The sequence below is a fragment of the Pseudooceanicola sp. NS-SX8 genome, from assembly GCF_057380755.1.
Genome location: NZ_CM170819.1, coordinates 4,179,130 through 4,194,355, shown reverse-complemented (window position 1 = coordinate 4,194,355; position 15,226 = coordinate 4,179,130). Strand labels below are relative to the sequence as shown.

Here is a 15,226-nt window from a genome sequence, read left to right as displayed (position 1 = left end):
CGGCATGACCGCTCCTGCGCCCCTTTCCCCGCTGCACCTCACCGGCGCCCGCGTCCTGCGGCCCGGCGGGTTTTCCGACGCGCCCCTGGGGTTGGCCGGTGGCCTCTGCGTGCCCGGTGCCCCCGGCCGTGCGGTCGACCTCTCCGGCTGGTGGGTCCTGCCAGGCATCGTCGACCCCCATGGCGACGGCTTCGAACGCCACCTGGCGCCCCGGCGCGGTGCGCTATCGAACCTCGAAGACGGTCTGGCCATGGCTGCCGCCGAACTGGCGGCCAACGGCATCACCACCGCCATGCTGGCGCAGTTCTTCTCCTGGGAAGGCGGCATGCGCAGTCCCGACTTCGCCGAGGCGATGTGCGCGGCCCATGCCCGCTTCACCCCCACCCAGCCGCTCGACCTGCGGCTGCAACTCCGGCTCGAAGCCGCGCTGATCGACGATTACCCCCGCGCCGCCGCGCTGATCGCCGCCCACGACATCGGCTATGTCGTCTTCAACGACCACCTGCCGCACGAACGGCTCGCCACTGGCCGCAAACCGCCCCGCCTCGCCGGGCAGGCGCTGAAATCCGGCCGCAGTCCGGAGGCGCACCTGTCCCTGATGCAGGCCCTCCACGCCCGCCTGCCGGAAATGCCCGCAGCGGTCCGCGCCTTCATCGCCGCCCACCCCGGCCTGCGCTTCGGCAGCCACGACGACGCCACCGTGGAAGATCGCCAGCACTGGCGCGCGCTTGGCGCGACGATCTCCGAATTCCCCGAAACCCGCGCCGCGGCGGCAGAGGCCACCGCTGCAGGCGATCCGGTGATCCTCGGCGCGCCCAACGTGGTGCGCGGCGGCTCCCACGCGGGCAAGGTCTCCGCCGCCGATCTGGTGGCCGAAGGGCTCTGCACCGCGCTGGCCTCCGACTACCACTACCCCGCCCCGCGCCAGGCGGCGCTGAAACTGGCCGACCGCCTGGGGATCGAAGCCGCCTGGGCGCTGGTCTCCGCCGGTCCCGCCGCGCTGCTGGGGCTGACAGATCGCGGCACGCTGGAAGACGGCAAGCGCGCCGATCTCGTGGTGCTGGACCCGGCCACGGGCCGCATCGGCGCAACCTTCGCGGCGGGCCGCCTCGCCTGGCTCGGCGCCGACCTCGCCCCCCGCTTCTTCGCCTGACCCGAGGCCGGGGGCAGGGGGCCGTCCCCCACCCCCCCGGCGTCCCCCCGCACGGTTCCGGCCGGAAAAAGCCGCAACGCCGCGCCTTCCTGCACGACCCTGCCCCATTCGACGGCTGAAAATACTCCCGCCGGAGGCCATCGGCCGCAAGGCCGATCCCCTGCGCCGATCCCCTGCGTGCGCCGCGTTAACCCGGGCGCTTCGCCGCGCGCTGCACCGCCGCGATACCGACGTAATACCGACGTGATACCGACGTTGCGATTTCGCCCCGAAACCCCTGTTAACCATGGCTCCCGCCGGTCGATTCGCTGCACTGCAGTACCGACGTTGTGTTCGCCGGGTTCATCTCTCCTTCACCCCGCATTGCTCCCGGGCGCAAAACCTCTATAAGTCTCGTCTCCGGATCCCCTGTGGAGGCAGCAGATGAGTGCTATCAAGGTCGGTATCATCATGGGCAGCCAGTCCGACTGGCCCACGATGAAGGAAGCAGCCAACATCCTGGATGAGCTGGGCGTGCCCTACGAGGCGAAGATCGTCTCGGCGCACCGCACGCCGGACAGGCTCTGGTCCTACGGCAAGGCCGCGGCGGACCGCGGGCTGCACGTGATCATCGCCGGTGCCGGCGGTGCCGCGCACCTGCCGGGCATGATGGCCTCCAAGACGCGGGTGCCGGTGATCGGCGTTCCGGTGCAGACCCGGGCGCTCTCCGGTGTCGACAGCCTCTACTCTATCGTCCAGATGCCAAAGGGTTTTCCCGTCGCCACCATGGCGATCGGCGCCGCCGGGGCCGCCAATGCGGGGCTGATGGCCGCGGGCATCCTGGCGATCTCCGACCCTGAACTTGCCGCCCGTCTCGACGCCTGGCGCGAGGCGCTTTCGGCCTCCATTCCCGATGAGCCTTCCGATGACTGACGCCCTTCCCACCGGTTCCACCATCGGCATCCTGGGCGGTGGCCAGCTGGGCCGCATGCTCGCCGTCGCGGCCTCCCGCCTCGGGCTGAAGGCACATATCTTCGAACCGGGCGCCAACCCGCCCGCGGGCGATGTTGCCCATGCCGTCACCACCGCCAGCTACGAGGATGCCGAGGCCCTGCGCGCCTTCGCCGAAGCCGTCGATGTGGTGACCTACGAGTTCGAGAACATCCCGACCTCCGCCCTTGACGTGATCGAGGCGATCCGCCCGATCCGTCCCGGCCGGGAGGCGCTGCGCGTGTCGCAGGACCGCCTGACGGAGAAGGACTATCTGTCGAATCTCGGCCTGAAAACAGCACCTTACGCCGATATCACCGACCTGGCATCGCTGCGGGCCGCGCTGGCAGACTTCGGCGCGCCGGCCATCCTGAAGACCCGCCGCTTCGGCTATGACGGCAAGGGGCAGGTTCGCATCAAGACCCCCGAAGACGCGGCAGAGGCCCTGGCAGAGCTCAACGGCGCCCCCGCGGTGCTCGAAGGTTTCGTGGACTTCAGCGCAGAGGTTTCGGTGATCGGTGCGCGTGCGCTTGACGGTGCCGTGGCCTGTTTCGACCCGGGGGAGAATGTCCACGGCGACGGGATCCTTCGGACCACCACCGTGCCCTCTTCCCTGCCGGCGCGGCTGCGGACCGATGCGGTTCTGCTGGCGGCGAAGATCCTGGGCGCGCTGGACTACGTGGGCGTCATGGGGGTGGAACTTTTCGTGACGCCGCAGGGGCTTGTGGTGAACGAAATCGCGCCCCGGGTGCATAATTCCGGCCACTGGACCCAGAATGGCTGCACCGTTGACCAGTTCGAGCAGCACATCCGCGCCGTGGCCGGCTGGCCGCTCGGCGATGGTCAGCGCCATTCCGACGTGGTGATGGAAAACCTGATCGGCGACGACATGGACCGCGTGCCCGAACTGGCCGCCCGCCCCGGCGCCGCGCTGCACCTCTACGGCAAGGCCGAAACCCGCGCCGGCCGCAAGATGGGCCATGTGAACCTGGTGAAGCCCCTGGGGTAACCCACGGGCAGAGCGGGCAAATCCAGACATGAAAAGGGCGCCTCGGGAAACCGGGGCGCCTTTTGTCGTCTGGCCGGATGCGCCGGGATCAGGCGATGATGTCGGGGGTCAGGCGATCTTCGATGACCGCGATCTGATCCTTCAGCATCAGCTTCTTCTTCTTCAGCCGCTGCACCATCAGCCGGTCGGGAAAGGTCTGTTCTTCCAGGGCCTTGATCGCCTCGTCCAGGTCGCGGTGTTCCCTCCGGAAGACCTCCAGCTCGATCCGCAGCACCTCGTCGGTCTTCATGGAGATGTCGGTGAAGGCATTCATGGCTGATTCGCTCTGCGGTGGCACGGATCTTCAGGATATCGCAAAGCGCCGAATTCGCAAAAGCCTTGCAGGGCACTGGGCTGCTCCCCATATTGGAAGGGCAGGTCCTGCCGCGATCGGGGGACCATGCAGAGTCGTCGCTTAAAGCCAAGGACGCTTTGAAATGAGCAAGTTGACCCTGGGGTCGCACCCCTATCTCCTCGGGTTCGAACAGCTGGAAAGGCTGCTGGAACGCAGCGCCAAGTCCGGCAACGAAGGGTATCCGCCCTTCAACATCGAACAGACATCCGAGAATTCCTACCGCATCACCCTCGCCGTGGCGGGCTTCGCCGAAGAAGACCTGGCCATCACGCTGGAGGACCGCCAGCTGGTCATCCGGGGGCGACAGGGGGAGGATGGTGACGGCCGCATCTTCCTGCACCGGGGGATCGCGGCGCGGCAGTTCCAGCGCAGCTTCGTGCTGGCAGAGGGCGTCGAAGTCGGCGAGGCCGTGATGGAAAACGGTCTGCTGCATGTGGATCTCAGCCGGGCAGAACCGGAGCGGGTGATCCAGCAGATCTCGATCCGGCGTGGCTGAGGTCGAGCGTAGAAAGGGGTAAAGCCATGAATACCAAGTACGAATTCGAAGACGGCGCAGCCGGTGCAGAGCCCGCAAACATCGTCTATGTCCGCCCGGTTGCCGCGGCGGAACTGCCCGAGGAAGTGCGTGAGCAGGTTCCGGGCGTGGATACGCTCTTTGCGGTGCACAATGCCTCGGGTGAGCGGCTGGCACTGGTGAAGGACCGGGAGTTGGCCTTCATCCTGGCGCGCCAGAATGACCTGGCGCCGGTGACGGTACACTGAACCTCCGCCCCATGGGGGCCTGAAGACGACAGAACGCGGCCCGCCGGTGAACGGCGGGCCTTTTGTTTTGTCCGGTCCTGTCCCGAGCCGCTCTACTGGGGCGGCAGGGTAGGGGACGCTTCTCAGGCCCAACGAAAACGCCCCGGCCAAAGGACCGGGGCGTTCAGATTTTCAACCGATTTCAGGGGCTTCAGCCGCTGATCAGGCCCATGCTTTCCAGCTTCAGAAGAACCTGATGCGCGCAGTTGTCGACCTCGGTGCCTTCGGTTTCCAGGCGCAGCTCGGGGTGCTCGGGCACATCGTAGGGGTCGGAGATCCCGGTGAACTCCTTGATCTTGCCTTCGCGCGCCAGCTTGTAGAGACCCTTGCGGTCACGCTTTTCGCATTCCTCGATGGAGGTCGCGACGTGCACTTCGACAAAGGCGCCATACTGTTCGATACCCTCGCGCACGATGCGGCGGGTGGCGGCATAGGGGGCGATCGGCGCACAGATGGCGATACCGCCGTTCTTGGTGATCTCGGATGCGACGTAGCCGATCCGCTGGATGTTCAGGTCACGGTGCTCCTTGGAGAAGCCAAGCTCGCTCGACAGGTTCTTCCGCACGATGTCGCCATCAAGCAGGGTCACCGGACGGCCGCCCATTTCCATCAGCTTGACCATGAGCGCGTTCGCGATGGTCGACTTGCCGGAGCCGGAGAAGCCGGTGAAGAACACCGTGAAGCCCTGCTTGGAACGCGGCGGCTTGGTTTTGCGCAGCTCGGCCACGACCTCGGGGAAGGAGAACCACTCGGGGATCTCCAGGCCTTCGGCCAGACGACGGCGCAGTTCCGTGCCGGAGATGTTCAGGATCGTGACCTTGTCCTTGTCGGCGATCTCGTCGTTGGGCTCGTACTGGGCGCGTTCCTGCACGTAGACCATGTGCTTGAACGGCACCATCTGGATGCCCATTTCCTCTTCGTTCGCCTTGAACAGCTCCTGCGCATCGTAGGGGCCGTAGAAGTCTTCGCCCTGGCTGTTGGAGCCGGGGCCGGCGTGGTCGCGGCCGACGATGAAGTGGGTCACGCCGTAGTTCTTGCGGATCAGGCCGTGCCAGACAGCTTCGCGCGGGCCCGCCATGCGCATGGCCAGCGGCAGCAGCGACATGGAGGTCGTGGCAGCCGGGTACTTGTCCAGGACAGCTTCGTAGCAGCGCACGCGGGTGAAGTGATCGACGTCACCGGGCTTGGTCATGCCGACAACCGGGTGGATCAGCAGGTTGGCCTGGGCTTCGCGGGCGGCGCGGAAGGTCAGTTCCTGGTGCGCGCGGTGCAGCGGGTTGCGGGTCTGGAAGGCCACGACCTTGCGCCAGCCCATCTTGCGGAAGTAGGCGCGCAGTTCGTTCGGCGTATCGCGGCGGGCCTTGAAGTCGTAGTGCACGGGCATCTGGATGCCGGTCACGGGGCCGCCCAGGTACACCTTGCCGGCGACGTTGTGCAGGTAGTGCACTGCGGGGTGGGCCTCATCGTCGGCGCCGAACACCTTTTCGGCTTCGACGGCCTTGTTCGGGGTCCAGTTGTCGGTGACGGTCATGGTGGCGAGAATGACGCCTTCCTGATCGCGCAGGGCGATGTCCTGGCCAGCTTCCAGCTTAGAGGCAAATTCCTCGGACACGTCCAGGGTGATCGGCATCGGCCAGAGGGAGCCGTTTGCCAGGCGCATGTTCTCGACAACGCCGTTGTAGTCTTCCTCGGTCAGGAAGCCCTTCAGCGGGTTGAAACCGCCATTCATCAGCAGTTCCAGGTCACAGATCTGTCGCGGGGTCAGATCCCAGGAGACGAGGTCGGCGGCTTCGACCTTAAGCTTCTGAGCGGAGTCATAAGAAACGAATAGCTCGGGGATCGGAGCGAGATTGGACGTGGGCATGAATGTACCTTGTTTTTGAAGGTGTAAATGGCCGTGAAGGACCACACGGCGATAATTCCGCAACTAGACCGGAGCGAGCGAGGAATTCAACACTCAGTTGTTCGATGGCGTATAATCAAAGCGATCGTGCCGCACTGCAGCGCTATGTCAGACGATTTTCCGCCAATTGGTGGTCAACTAAAGGGCGATTTTCCTCTTGGGCGTCCGACATGGAACAGCGGTTTTTCGCCGGGTGGCGAAACGCAACAGCCCGGCCCCTTGTCGGGGGCCGGGCTGCAACTTGAGGTGGTCGGTGCGCCTGTCCGTTCAGTCAGACGCGGAAAATCCGGGCGCGCTACGCGCTCAGGCTTCCAGTCCCCAGCCATCCGGGCGGAAGCCGTGGTCAAGCGCTGTCCGGGTGGCGGTTTCCTCGCCGATCCAGATTCCGTCGGCGGAAATCGCCTGATCGGGCAGCGTCGCGCAGAGGTAGGGCGGTTCGCCCTCGTCCTCATCGTAGTAGAGGCAGTCGAAGCCCTGAATGGTCAGGGCTTCGGCCAGCGGACGCCAGTCGGCCTCCTCCGAGCCGGGGACGAAGAAGTAATCGACGTCTGCCATGTCGGGCAGGTCGTGTTCGGCCTGCAGCTCGGAATAGACCGCGCGGGTTTCGGCCTTCTGGGCGTCGAAGTCGTGCGTCACGGTGTCAGTCCTGCGCCGCGAGGAAATGTTCCGCGTCGAGAGCGGCCATGCAGCCCATGCCGGCGCTGGTCACCGCCTGGCGGTACTTGTGGTCGGTCAGGTCGCCGGCCGCAAAGACACCCGGAACGGAGGTTTCGGTCGAGCCGGGCTTCACCGCGACATAGCCGCCGTTGTGCAGCTCCAGCTGGTCCTTGACCAGTTCGGATGCCGGTGCGTGACCGATGGCGACGAAGACACCTTTGCAGGGGATCTCGGTGATTTCGCCGGTCTGGACGTGCTTGACCTTCACGGATTCGACGCCCTTGGGATTGTCCTCGCCCACGACCTCTTCCAGCTGGTGGTTCCAAAGCGGTTCGATCTTGGGGTTCTTCATCAGGCGATCGATTAGGATCTTTTCGGCCCGCAGCTCGTCCCGACGGTGGATCAGCGTCACCTTGGAGGCGAAGTTGGTCAGGAAGAGCGCCTCTTCGACCGCGGTGTTGCCGCCGCCGATCACCACGATTTCCTGTCCGCGATAGAAGAAACCGTCGCAGGTGGCGCAGGCGGAAACGCCGAAGCCCTTGAAGGCTTCCTCGGACTCGAGGCCCAGCCACTTGGCGCGGGCGCCGGTGGCAAGGATCACGGCATCGGCCACGTATTCCGTGCCCGAGTCGCCCCTGGCCACGAAGGGCCGGTTCGACAGGTCGAGGTCGGTGATGATGTCGGACACGATCTCGGTCCCCATGGCGCGGGCGTGCGCTTCCATGTTCATCATCAGGTCAGGGCCCTGAACCTCGGTCTGGCCGGGCCAGTTCTCCACCTCGGTGGTGGTGGTCAGCTGGCCACCGGGTTCGATCCCCTGCACCAGGATCGGTTCCAGCATGGCACGGCTGGCATAGACGCCGGCGGTGTAGCCGGCCGGGCCGGAGCCGATGATCAGAACCTTGGTCTTGCGCGTCTCGGACATGGCGGCATCCCCTTCAAAAAAGCTTCTGCCTACTTAGTCGCCGCCCCCTGTGGGCGCAAGGATGCCACTGACGCACAGCGGTGCTTGCAGTCCGCTCATCAATGCTGCATGAGCAGCATCTGCCGCGACCTTATCTTGCGCGGTTGGGAAACTTTATTGCGCACGCTCCCGCGGGTGCTATAAGAATTGCAAATTCCCGGAGTTGAGAATGCCTGGAACCAGACTGGACCCAATCGACAGAAAAATCCTGGCCGAGCTGCAGGCGGACGGCCGCATGACCAATGTGGAGCTGGCAAAGCGTGTCGGCATTTCGGCGCCGCCCTGTCTGCGCCGCGTCCGCACCCTGGAAGAGGCCGGTTACATCCGTGGCTACCACGCCGAGGTGGATGCGCGGGAACTGGGGTTCGAGGTGCAGGTTTTCGCCATGGTCGGGCTGCAGAGCCAGGCAGAGGCGGATCTCGTCGCCTTCGAGGAACGCTGCCGGTCCTGGCCGCTGGTCCGGGAGTGCCACATGCTGAACGGCGAAGTGGATTTCATCCTGAAATGCGTGGCACCCGATCTTTCGACTTTCCAGAGCTTCCTGACAGGGCAGCTTACCTCGGCGGAGAACGTGGCGAGCGTGAAGACCTCTCTGGTGATCCGTGGCGCGAAGGATGAACCCGGGGTGCCTTTCGACATCCTGGAAGAGCGCCTGGCGCGCGACGCCTGACGGTACGACGCACTCGCAGTGCAAGGCAGACACGAGAAAGCCCCGCATCGAGCGGGGCTTTCTCGTTTTGGCGCGGCGATCCCGGGCCGGGTTCCGGTTGCAGGCGGTCGCGGCGGTCTTTCCGGATCAGAGGCGGATGACGGAGATCAGCCGCCCGTAGTCGGCCTCGCCCGCGTGGCAGGAGCGCCGGTAGGAGAAGAACCGCTCCGGGTCGGAATAGGTGCAGTGGCGGGTCCACTCAGCGTCGCCGATACCGGCAGAGCGCAGGCGGTGAAGGCCGAAGGCCGGCAGGTCGAACTGGTAGCGGTCGCCCTCGCCATTGATGAAGAAGCGGCTGTTGTCCGGATCTTCGATCATGAAGTCATCCAGGAACTCCGGACCGACCTCATAGGCACGCTGGCTGATGGTGGGCCCGATCACGGCGCGGATGTTGCCGCGCTCGGCCCCGAGATCGACCATGGCATCCACGGTGGCCTCCAGCACGCCGTCGATGGCCCCGCGCCAGCCGGCATGGGCCGCGCCGATCACGCCCGCCTCCGCATCCGCGAAGAGGACAGGCTGGCAATCCGCGGTAAGGACGGCTAGGGCGACTCCCGGGGTGGCGGTGACCATGGCATCGGCTTCCGGCGCGGGCGACATTGGGGTAGTGACAGGGACCACGCAGGCAGAATGGACCTGGCGCACACCGGTCAGCGCGTCCGGCGCGACCTCCATCGCCTGGGCGACGCGCGCCCGGTTGATCGCCACGATCTCTGCCTGGTCGGAAGATCCGCTGCCGCAGTTGAGCCCCGCGAAGATGCCGGAGGACGCGCCTCCCTTGCGAGTGAAGAAGCCGTGCCGCACAGGGCGCAGGAGCGGGGACGTGAGGATTTCCAGGGTCATGGTCTCGGGTCGATCGGCTCTTGGGACGGTCATTGCGGGGTTAGAAGCTGACGCCGGGTTGCAGGCCGGGTGGCGGGCGTTGCCCCGGCGGGACGAGCGCCAGAATCTTGAAGAGCGTCCCCATTTCATCGGGGTGGGTCAAGCGGCGATGTGCGGTCACGTGCGCGTCAAGCGCAGGGCCGCTCAGGTGCCCGGCCAGGGCTCTTGCGCGTTCCGTGATGCCCAGCCTTTCCAGGAAGACGCCCTGGGTTTCCAGCCGGGTTGCCTGGGCCGGCAGGGCGGCTCGGGCCAGTTCGGCGAAATCGACATGCGCGGTCAGGTCCGCCTCGCCGGGGGCGGCGAAGGGATCGGCGTAGCCGTGGTGTCGCAGCGCCTGGAAGGTATCTCCGCCCGAGCGCCAGTCGCCGTAGTCGAGGATCAGCGCCGCCCCACCGTGACGGGCAAGGTGCTGACCTATAGTCGCCATCCAGGCGGGCGCCTCCGGAGAGGTTTCCACGATGTCGCCTTCGGTTGTGTCGCCCAGCCGGTAGTCCAGGTCGGGTCGGGGGCCTGCAGGGCCCCAGCCGGGCTGCAGCCCCTGGGCAGAGGCGACGACCTGACGCTCTTCCCAGTGGGGCCCGGAGGCGCGGCGGAACTGTCGGATCGGCAGGGCGTCGAAGAATTCATTCGCGACCAGGAACAGGGGAAGCGCCGGCAGGTCGGAAAGGTCGCTCGTCCACTGGACGGCATGGCCGGAGAGCCGCTCCCGCTGCAGGTCGCGCAGGCGCGGCGATGCTTCGACCAGGACCAGCGTCATGGCGTCGTGAAAGCCCGGAACGCCTGCGGTTGCGCGCAGGAGATCGGCCATGAGCGTCCCGCGCCCGGGGCCAAGCTCGGCCAGGACGAAGGCGGAGGGGCGCCCCTGGTCCAGCCAGGTCTGCGCCAGCGTCAGGCCAAGCAATTCGCCGAACATCTGGCTGATCTCGGGGGCGGTGGTGAAATCGCCCGTGGCGCCGATACTGTCGCGGGTCGTGTAGTAACCGTCGTCGGGGTCCAGCAGGCAGGCACGCATGTAGGCGTCCAGCGTCAGCGGGCCTTCCTTCCTGATACGCTCCGCCAGTCTGAGGGCCAGTGCCGTCATGCGCCCGGCGCTGCCTTGCGGAAGGTCAGGGCGATGATGACGAGCCCGGCGAGGATCATCGGCAGCGACAGGGCCTGGCCCATGGTGATCCCGATGGTGTCCGTCAGGCTGAGGACATGGCCATGCGGATTGTCCGGCGTGATGAACTGTTCGTCGGCCAGCCGGAAGAACTCGACCACGAAACGGGCGATCCCGTAGCCTGTCAGGAAGACACCGGTCAGGCGCCACGGGGCCTTCAGGGTCCGGGTGCCGAAGGCCAGGGCGATCAGAAGGAGGCCCAGCAGAAGGCCCTCCAGCCCGGCTTCGTAAAGCTGCGAAGGATGGCGGGCGCAGGGGGAGGCAAAGCCGGGGCAGGTCTGGGCCAGTTGGCCGGGGAAGATCACGGCCCAGGGCGCGTCGGAAGGCCGCCCCCAGAGCTCACCGTTGATGAAGTTCGCGATCCGGCCAAGCATCAGGCCCGACGGCGTCGACAGCGCCAGCATGTCGGCCAGGGATCCCAGGGGAATCGCCCCGCGTCGGCAGAATATGAGGGCCACCACGCAGACACCCAGGAAACCACCGTGGAAGGACATGCCCCCCTGCCAGATCTGCAGGATCTCTGCCGGGTGGGACAGGTAGTAGGCAGGCTGGTAGAACAGCACATAGCCCAGGCGCCCGCCCAGGATGATGCCCACCACCATCCATGTAAGCAGGTCGTCCAGCTGTTCGCGCTTCATCGGCGCGGTGTCCTGTGGCCAGAGCCGCCCGCGGCCAAGCGCGGCGCGGGCAATCAGGTAGCCGAGGATCAGCCCGACAAGGTAGGCCATCGCGTACCAGCGCAGGGCAAATTCCATGCCGAAAAGCTGCACGGAGAAAATCTCGGGGGAGATGTCGGGGAAGGGGATCACGGCTCGCATCGGGGCTTATCTGCCCGTGGGCAGGTTCAGCTGTCAAGCGGCTGCGCGCAGAGGTGATCTGATCACGACGGGTTGAGGCCGGGCGCCGCAGGGACCATATTGCAGGTAACCCAACACGAGATGCGAGAGACCCATGCAGACCCGTTCCAAGTTCTTCGACGACATGTCGCAGCTGATGACCAATGCCATGGGCGTGGCCCAGGGCGCCAAGGACGAAGCCGAGACCGCTTTCAATTCCATGGTGGACCGCTGGCTTGCCGATCGCGATTTCGTCACGCGTGAGGAATTCGACGCCGTGCGCGCCATGGCTCAGAAAGCGCGTGAGGAGAACGAGGCGCTGAAAGCGCGGCTCGATGCGCTGGAAGGCAAGGCGGAATAAGCCCGGATCTAGATCCGAATCCGAAAAGGAAAGCCCCGCCGATCCGGCGGGGCTTTTGCATTCTTGCTGGCGGATCCTGCGGCGTCGCCGCCGCGATCAGCAGCTGTCCTTCGCGGTCATGCTGACCCGCCCGTGCTGGGCCGCCGGGAAGTCCTTCAGCAAGGATTCCAGCATCAGCTTGTAGACCAGAGGATCCTGCGTGCAGTTGTCCTCGCTCGTGACGCTGCCGTCGTAGACCTGTTTGCCACTCTGCGCGTCGGTCATGGTCAGACGTGCGACCCGGGGGTAGACCAGTTGTTCGTGCCGAACGGTGCGATAGCCCACCGTTTCCGTCACGCGCTTGTCCGTCGTGCCGCCGTGGCCGTCGGAGACCGACTCGGTCGTGATGCGCCGCACGGGTTCGCGGGTGACGTAGGTCTTGGTGATGGCGGGATGCGTCTGGTAGCTGAAGCTTGCCAGAAGTCGTGCGTCAGAGGCCGGGACCGAGGTGAAGCCCCGCTCCGCGAGGACGCCTGCCAGGAGTGTTGCATTGCTCTGGAAGGACAGGCTGTCGCCGTCCATCCAGTCGGCGGCGGCGATGTGGACGGTCCGGGGCGTGATGTCCGCCGGAATGGCCGAATAGCCCTGGGTATTGGAGGATACGGTGGAACAGGCCGCGACCAGCGACAGGGCAAGGCCTGCGGCAATCAAGCGTAGTGGTTTCATGGTGGGAACTTCCGATATCTGTCGCTGTCCAACGTAAGGGGGATGTCGCCGATTGAAACCGCATGACCGGCATGCATTTGCCGATCGGCCATCTTTGGCCGATCGGGCCGGGGTGGCCAAACGGCCCTTGCTGCCAAACGAAAACGCCCGCCGGGTGGCGGGCGTTCTGGTGTCCATCCTGGACGGGTCAGATGCAGGCTTCTACCACCGGTTTCAGGTTTTCGGCGGTCAGCGGCACCGGGTTGCCGCCGCAGGAAGGATCCTCCAGCGCCATGGCGACGATGTCGTCGATCCGTGCCGCGTCCACGCCCATGTCCGACAGCTTGCGCGGAATTCCCAGGCGGTCGTTCAGTTTCTGCACGTAGTTGCAGAAGCCATCGAAACCGCCTTCGATACCAAGGTAGGGCGCCGCCTCGTCAAAGCGGGTGCGGATCTTGTCGGCGTTCAGTTGCAGGACGGCGGGCATGCAGACGGCGTTGGTGGTACCGTGGTGCGTGTTGAAGATCGCGCCCACCGGGTGGGAGATCGCGTGGATCGCGCCAAGCCCCTTCTGGAAGGCGGTGGCGCCCATCATTGCGGCTGACATCATCTGAGCACGGGCCTCGATATCGGTGCCGTCCTCGAAGGCGCGGGGCAGGAAGTCGATGACCAGCCGCATGCCCTCCAGCGCGATGCCCTGGGACATCGGGTGGTAATGGGGGCTGCTGAAGGCCTCGACGCAGTGGGCGAAGGCATCAAGCCCGGTGCCCGCGGTGATGAAGCCCGGCATGCCCACGGTCAGCTCCGGATCGCAGATCACGACCGCAGGAAGGACCTTCGGGTGGAAGATGATCTTCTTCACGTGGGTTTCGGAGTTGGTGATGACCGAGGCGCGGCCCACTTCCGATCCGGTGCCGGCGGTTGTCGGCACGGCGACGATGGGCGCGATGCCCGCCGGGTCGGCGCGGGTCCACCAGTCGCCGATGTCCTCGAAGTCCCAGATCGGGCGGGTCTGACCGGACATGAAGGCGACCATCTTCGCCAGGTCGAGGCCCGAGCCGCCGCCAAAGGCGATCACGCCGTCATGGCCGCCCTCGCGGTAGACCTTCAGCCCCTCGTCGAGGTTCTTTTCCGTCGGGTTGGCATCCACGCCGGAGAACATCGCCCGGCCAAGGCCCGCAGCCTCCAGCAGGTCGAGAGTGTTCGTGGTGATCGCCATCGTGGCGAGGCCACGGTCGGTCACCAGCAAGGGCTTCTTGATGCCCGCGGCCGCACAGGCCGAGGCGATTTCCGCGATACGACCGGCGCCGAAGCGGATGGCGGTGGGGTAGGACCAGTTACCGGTAAGAGACATGGTGTGGCTCCGATACTCAGGATTTGCGGTAGTGATGCGACTTCGGACGGGTCAGGGCCTGGAAGCCCAGCACCGACAGGCCGGCGCCGTGGCCGGTGTTCTTGCACCCCGTCCAGCAGAGCGCCGGGTCGAGGTAGTCGCAGCGGTTCATGAAAACCGTGCCGGTCTGCAGGCGCGGTGCGATGGCGTTCATCGCCTCGACGTCCCTGGTGAAGACGGCGCAGGTCAGGCCGTACTGGCAGTCGTTCATCAGCGCGATGGCTTCTTCGTCGTCCTTCACCGGCATGATGCCGACGACGGGGCCGAAGCTTTCTTCGCGCATGACTTCCATGTCATGGGTCACGCCGGTCAGGATCTGCGGCGTCAAGTAGGCGCCACCATCGTCGGCGGGCATCGTCTCGATCAGCGCCTTGGCGCCTTCGGCCACGGCGTATTGGATCTGTGCCCGCACGGTGCCTGCGAACCGGACGTTGGCCATCGGGCCGATGGTGGTTTCGGCATCCAGCGGATTGCCCAGCTTCTGTGCCTTCACCCAGGCGACGGCCTTCTCGACGAAGGCGTCGTAGAGGCTTTCGTGCACGTAGATCCGTTCGATCCCGCAGCAGCACTGGCCCGCGTTGAACATGGCCCCGTCCATCAACCCGTCCACGGCCGCGTCCAGGTCGGCATCGGAGCGGACGTAGCCCGGATCCTTGCCGCCCAGTTCCGTCGCGACGGGGGTGAAGGTGCCTGCCGCATCGCGTTCCACCGCGCGGCCGCCTGCGACGGAGCCGGTGAAGTTGATGAAGTCGAAGCACTTGTCCGCCAGCAGGGCGGAGCTTGTGTCATGGCTGATGACGATGTTCTGGAACACCTCGGCGGGCACGCCGGCGGCATGCAGGGCCTCTGCCAGGTGTTCGCCGACCTTCAGGGTCTGGGTGGCGTGCTTCAGCACCACGGTATTGCCTGCGATCAGGGCGGGGGCCACCGTGTTGATCGCCGTCATGTAAGGGTAGTTCCAGGGCGCGATCACGTAGACCACGCCATGAGGCTCGCGCGTGATCTTGCGGGTGAAGGCGTTGCTTTCCTCGATCACCAGGGGGGCGAGGGCGTCCTCGGCGATGGAGGCCATGTAGCTGGCGCGTTCGTTGAAACCGCCGAATTCCCCGCCGTAGCGCACCGGGCGCCCCATCTGGTGTGCCAGTTCCTCTGCCATCCGGTCGGTTTGTTCACCGATGATCGCGACGGCCTTCATCACCCTGTCGGTCCGCTCGGACAGCGGCATGGCGGCCCAGGCGGGTTGCGCGGCGCGGGCCGCTGCAGCCACCGCACGGGCGGCCTCTTCGCTCAGGTAGTCGCGCGTCAGGTATACCGACCCGTCGATGGGAGAGATCAGGTCCACTTTGCTCATC

Annotated in this window: 17 protein-coding genes; 7 read left to right on the top strand and 10 right to left on the bottom strand. The window is 65.9% G+C overall.

Translation table 11 applies throughout. The annotated features are described in order from the left end of the window. The first annotated feature begins 4 nt into the window (after positions 1 to 4). From AC2IR1_RS19150 to AC2IR1_RS19140, 3 genes are all read left to right on the top strand, one after another. A complete protein-coding gene (locus AC2IR1_RS19150; protein WP_486473573.1) occupies positions 5 to 1,153 on the top strand; it encodes an alpha-D-ribose 1-methylphosphonate 5-triphosphate diphosphatase in 1,149 nt (382 codons plus the stop codon). 423 nt (positions 1,154 to 1,576) lie between these two features. Continuing rightward, entirely contained in the window at positions 1,577 to 2,065 is a 489-nt protein-coding gene (purE, locus tag AC2IR1_RS19145) for a 5-(carboxyamino)imidazole ribonucleotide mutase (protein WP_486473572.1), read from the top strand. Further along, positions 2,058 to 3,131: a 5-(carboxyamino)imidazole ribonucleotide synthase gene (locus AC2IR1_RS19140; RefSeq protein WP_486473571.1), complete on the top strand. Its 1,074-nt coding sequence runs from the start codon at positions 2,058 to 2,060 to the stop codon at positions 3,129 to 3,131. Before purE ends, AC2IR1_RS19140 begins: the two co-directional genes overlap by 8 nt. Positions 3,132 to 3,219: 88 nt before the next feature. On the opposite strand, the gene AC2IR1_RS19135 is transcribed toward AC2IR1_RS19140, so the two are convergent. Then, positions 3,220 to 3,444: a YdcH family protein gene (locus AC2IR1_RS19135; RefSeq protein ID WP_486473570.1), complete on the bottom strand. Its 225-nt coding sequence runs from the start codon at positions 3,442 to 3,444 to the stop codon at positions 3,220 to 3,222. Positions 3,445 to 3,607: 163 nt separating this feature from the next. Between AC2IR1_RS19135 and AC2IR1_RS19130 the strand changes: the two genes are divergently transcribed. Beyond that, positions 3,608 to 4,021 (top strand): Hsp20 family protein, encoded by a 414-nt coding sequence (locus tag AC2IR1_RS19130; RefSeq protein WP_486473569.1) that lies wholly within the window; start codon positions 3,608 to 3,610, stop codon positions 4,019 to 4,021. Positions 4,022 to 4,047: 26 nt separating this feature from the next. Next, positions 4,048 to 4,287, top strand: a complete 240-nt coding sequence (locus AC2IR1_RS19125) for a DUF1150 family protein (protein WP_486473568.1) — start codon at positions 4,048 to 4,050, stop codon at positions 4,285 to 4,287. A 190-nt stretch (positions 4,288 to 4,477) separates the two neighbouring features. Here AC2IR1_RS19125 and AC2IR1_RS19120 read toward each other — a convergent pair whose 3' ends face one another. The 3 genes from AC2IR1_RS19120 to trxB all read right to left on the bottom strand — a co-directional run bounded on the left by AC2IR1_RS19120 (position 4,478) and on the right by trxB (position 7,811). Further along, the gene (locus AC2IR1_RS19120) at positions 4,478 to 6,190 is read right to left on the bottom strand and encodes a bifunctional sulfate adenylyltransferase/adenylylsulfate kinase (protein WP_486473567.1); all 1,713 of its coding nucleotides are present in this window, start codon (positions 6,188 to 6,190) and stop codon (positions 4,478 to 4,480) included. 342 nt (positions 6,191 to 6,532) lie between these two features. After that, positions 6,533 to 6,865 carry a ribonuclease E inhibitor RraB gene (locus tag AC2IR1_RS19115; protein ID WP_486473566.1) on the bottom strand — a complete coding sequence of 111 codons (333 nt, stop codon included), beginning with the start codon at positions 6,863 to 6,865 and terminating at the stop codon, positions 6,533 to 6,535. A gap of 4 nt (positions 6,866 to 6,869) precedes the next feature. Further along, the gene (gene trxB, locus AC2IR1_RS19110) at positions 6,870 to 7,811 is read right to left on the bottom strand and encodes a thioredoxin-disulfide reductase (protein WP_486473565.1); all 942 of its coding nucleotides are present in this window, start codon (positions 7,809 to 7,811) and stop codon (positions 6,870 to 6,872) included. Positions 7,812 to 8,019: 208 nt separating this feature from the next. Here trxB and AC2IR1_RS19105 point away from each other — a divergent pair, with 208 nt between their 5' ends. Next, positions 8,020 to 8,520: an Lrp/AsnC family transcriptional regulator gene (locus AC2IR1_RS19105; RefSeq protein WP_486473564.1), complete on the top strand. Its 501-nt coding sequence runs from the start codon at positions 8,020 to 8,022 to the stop codon at positions 8,518 to 8,520. Between the two features lie 126 nt (positions 8,521 to 8,646). On the opposite strand, the gene pgeF is transcribed toward AC2IR1_RS19105, so the two are convergent. Genes pgeF through lgt form a run of 3 tightly spaced genes read right to left on the bottom strand, consistent with a single transcriptional unit; the run spans position 8,647 to position 11,418 of the window. Beyond that, positions 8,647 to 9,402: a peptidoglycan editing factor PgeF gene (gene pgeF, locus AC2IR1_RS19100; RefSeq protein WP_486473563.1), complete on the bottom strand. Its 756-nt coding sequence runs from the start codon at positions 9,400 to 9,402 to the stop codon at positions 8,647 to 8,649. A gap of 40 nt (positions 9,403 to 9,442) precedes the next feature. Next, positions 9,443 to 10,522: a class I SAM-dependent methyltransferase gene (locus tag AC2IR1_RS19095; RefSeq protein ID WP_486473562.1), complete on the bottom strand. Its 1,080-nt coding sequence runs from the start codon at positions 10,520 to 10,522 to the stop codon at positions 9,443 to 9,445. Further along, a complete protein-coding gene (gene lgt / locus AC2IR1_RS19090; RefSeq protein ID WP_486473561.1) occupies positions 10,519 to 11,418 on the bottom strand; it encodes a prolipoprotein diacylglyceryl transferase in 900 nt (299 codons plus the stop codon). Before lgt ends, AC2IR1_RS19095 begins: the two co-directional genes overlap by 4 nt. 133 nt (positions 11,419 to 11,551) lie before the next feature. On the opposite strand from lgt, the gene AC2IR1_RS19085 reads away from it, so the two are divergent. Further along, complete coding sequence (locus AC2IR1_RS19085; protein ID WP_486473560.1) at positions 11,552 to 11,797, top strand: accessory factor UbiK family protein; 246 nt, start codon at positions 11,552 to 11,554, stop codon at positions 11,795 to 11,797. A gap of 96 nt (positions 11,798 to 11,893) precedes the next feature. Here the strand turns inward: AC2IR1_RS19085 and AC2IR1_RS19080 are convergent, their stop codons facing one another. The 3 genes from AC2IR1_RS19080 to AC2IR1_RS19070 form a co-directional block, all read right to left on the bottom strand. Further along, positions 11,894 to 12,502, bottom strand: a complete 609-nt coding sequence (locus AC2IR1_RS19080) for a DUF4136 domain-containing protein (RefSeq protein ID WP_486473559.1) — start codon at positions 12,500 to 12,502, stop codon at positions 11,894 to 11,896. A 187-nt stretch (positions 12,503 to 12,689) separates the two neighbouring features. Continuing rightward, the gene (locus tag AC2IR1_RS19075; protein WP_486473558.1) at positions 12,690 to 13,835 is read right to left on the bottom strand and encodes an iron-containing alcohol dehydrogenase; all 1,146 of its coding nucleotides are present in this window, start codon (positions 13,833 to 13,835) and stop codon (positions 12,690 to 12,692) included. 16 nt (positions 13,836 to 13,851) lie between these two features. Beyond that, positions 13,852 to 15,225, bottom strand: coding sequence for an aldehyde dehydrogenase family protein (locus AC2IR1_RS19070; RefSeq protein ID WP_486473557.1), 1,374 nt, complete (start codon positions 15,223 to 15,225; stop codon positions 13,852 to 13,854). Position 15,226: the final 1 nt, after the last annotated feature.

Excerpts from the sequence above, each read along its gene's own strand:
- AC2IR1_RS19070 (WP_486473557.1), bottom strand. The coding sequence starts at position 15,225 with ATGAGCAAAGTGGACCTGATCTCTCCCATCGACGGGTCGGTATACCTG.
- AC2IR1_RS19125 (WP_486473568.1), top strand. The coding sequence starts at position 4,048 with ATGAATACCAAGTACGAATTCGAAGACGGCGCAGCCGGTGCAGAGCCC.
- trxB (WP_486473565.1), bottom strand. The coding sequence starts at position 7,811 with ATGTCCGAGACGCGCAAGACCAAGGTTCTGATCATCGGCTCCGGCCCG.
- AC2IR1_RS19140 (WP_486473571.1), top strand. The coding sequence starts at position 2,058 with ATGACTGACGCCCTTCCCACCGGTTCCACCATCGGCATCCTGGGCGGT.
- AC2IR1_RS19095 (WP_486473562.1), bottom strand. The coding sequence starts at position 10,522 with ATGACGGCACTGGCCCTCAGACTGGCGGAGCGTATCAGGAAGGAAGGC.
- AC2IR1_RS19135 (WP_486473570.1), bottom strand. The coding sequence starts at position 3,444 with ATGAATGCCTTCACCGACATCTCCATGAAGACCGACGAGGTGCTGCGG.
- AC2IR1_RS19130 (WP_486473569.1), top strand. The coding sequence starts at position 3,608 with ATGAGCAAGTTGACCCTGGGGTCGCACCCCTATCTCCTCGGGTTCGAA.
- AC2IR1_RS19085 (WP_486473560.1), top strand. The coding sequence starts at position 11,552 with ATGCAGACCCGTTCCAAGTTCTTCGACGACATGTCGCAGCTGATGACC.
- AC2IR1_RS19120 (WP_486473567.1), bottom strand. The coding sequence starts at position 6,190 with ATGCCCACGTCCAATCTCGCTCCGATCCCCGAGCTATTCGTTTCTTAT.
- AC2IR1_RS19105 (WP_486473564.1), top strand. The coding sequence starts at position 8,020 with ATGCCTGGAACCAGACTGGACCCAATCGACAGAAAAATCCTGGCCGAG.
- AC2IR1_RS19150 (WP_486473573.1), top strand. The coding sequence starts at position 5 with ATGACCGCTCCTGCGCCCCTTTCCCCGCTGCACCTCACCGGCGCCCGC.
- purE (WP_486473572.1), top strand. The coding sequence starts at position 1,577 with ATGAGTGCTATCAAGGTCGGTATCATCATGGGCAGCCAGTCCGACTGG.
- pgeF (WP_486473563.1), bottom strand. The coding sequence starts at position 9,402 with ATGACCCTGGAAATCCTCACGTCCCCGCTCCTGCGCCCTGTGCGGCAC.
- AC2IR1_RS19075 (WP_486473558.1), bottom strand. The coding sequence starts at position 13,835 with ATGTCTCTTACCGGTAACTGGTCCTACCCCACCGCCATCCGCTTCGGC.
- lgt (WP_486473561.1), bottom strand. The coding sequence starts at position 11,418 with ATGCGAGCCGTGATCCCCTTCCCCGACATCTCCCCCGAGATTTTCTCC.
- AC2IR1_RS19080 (WP_486473559.1), bottom strand. The coding sequence starts at position 12,502 with ATGAAACCACTACGCTTGATTGCCGCAGGCCTTGCCCTGTCGCTGGTC.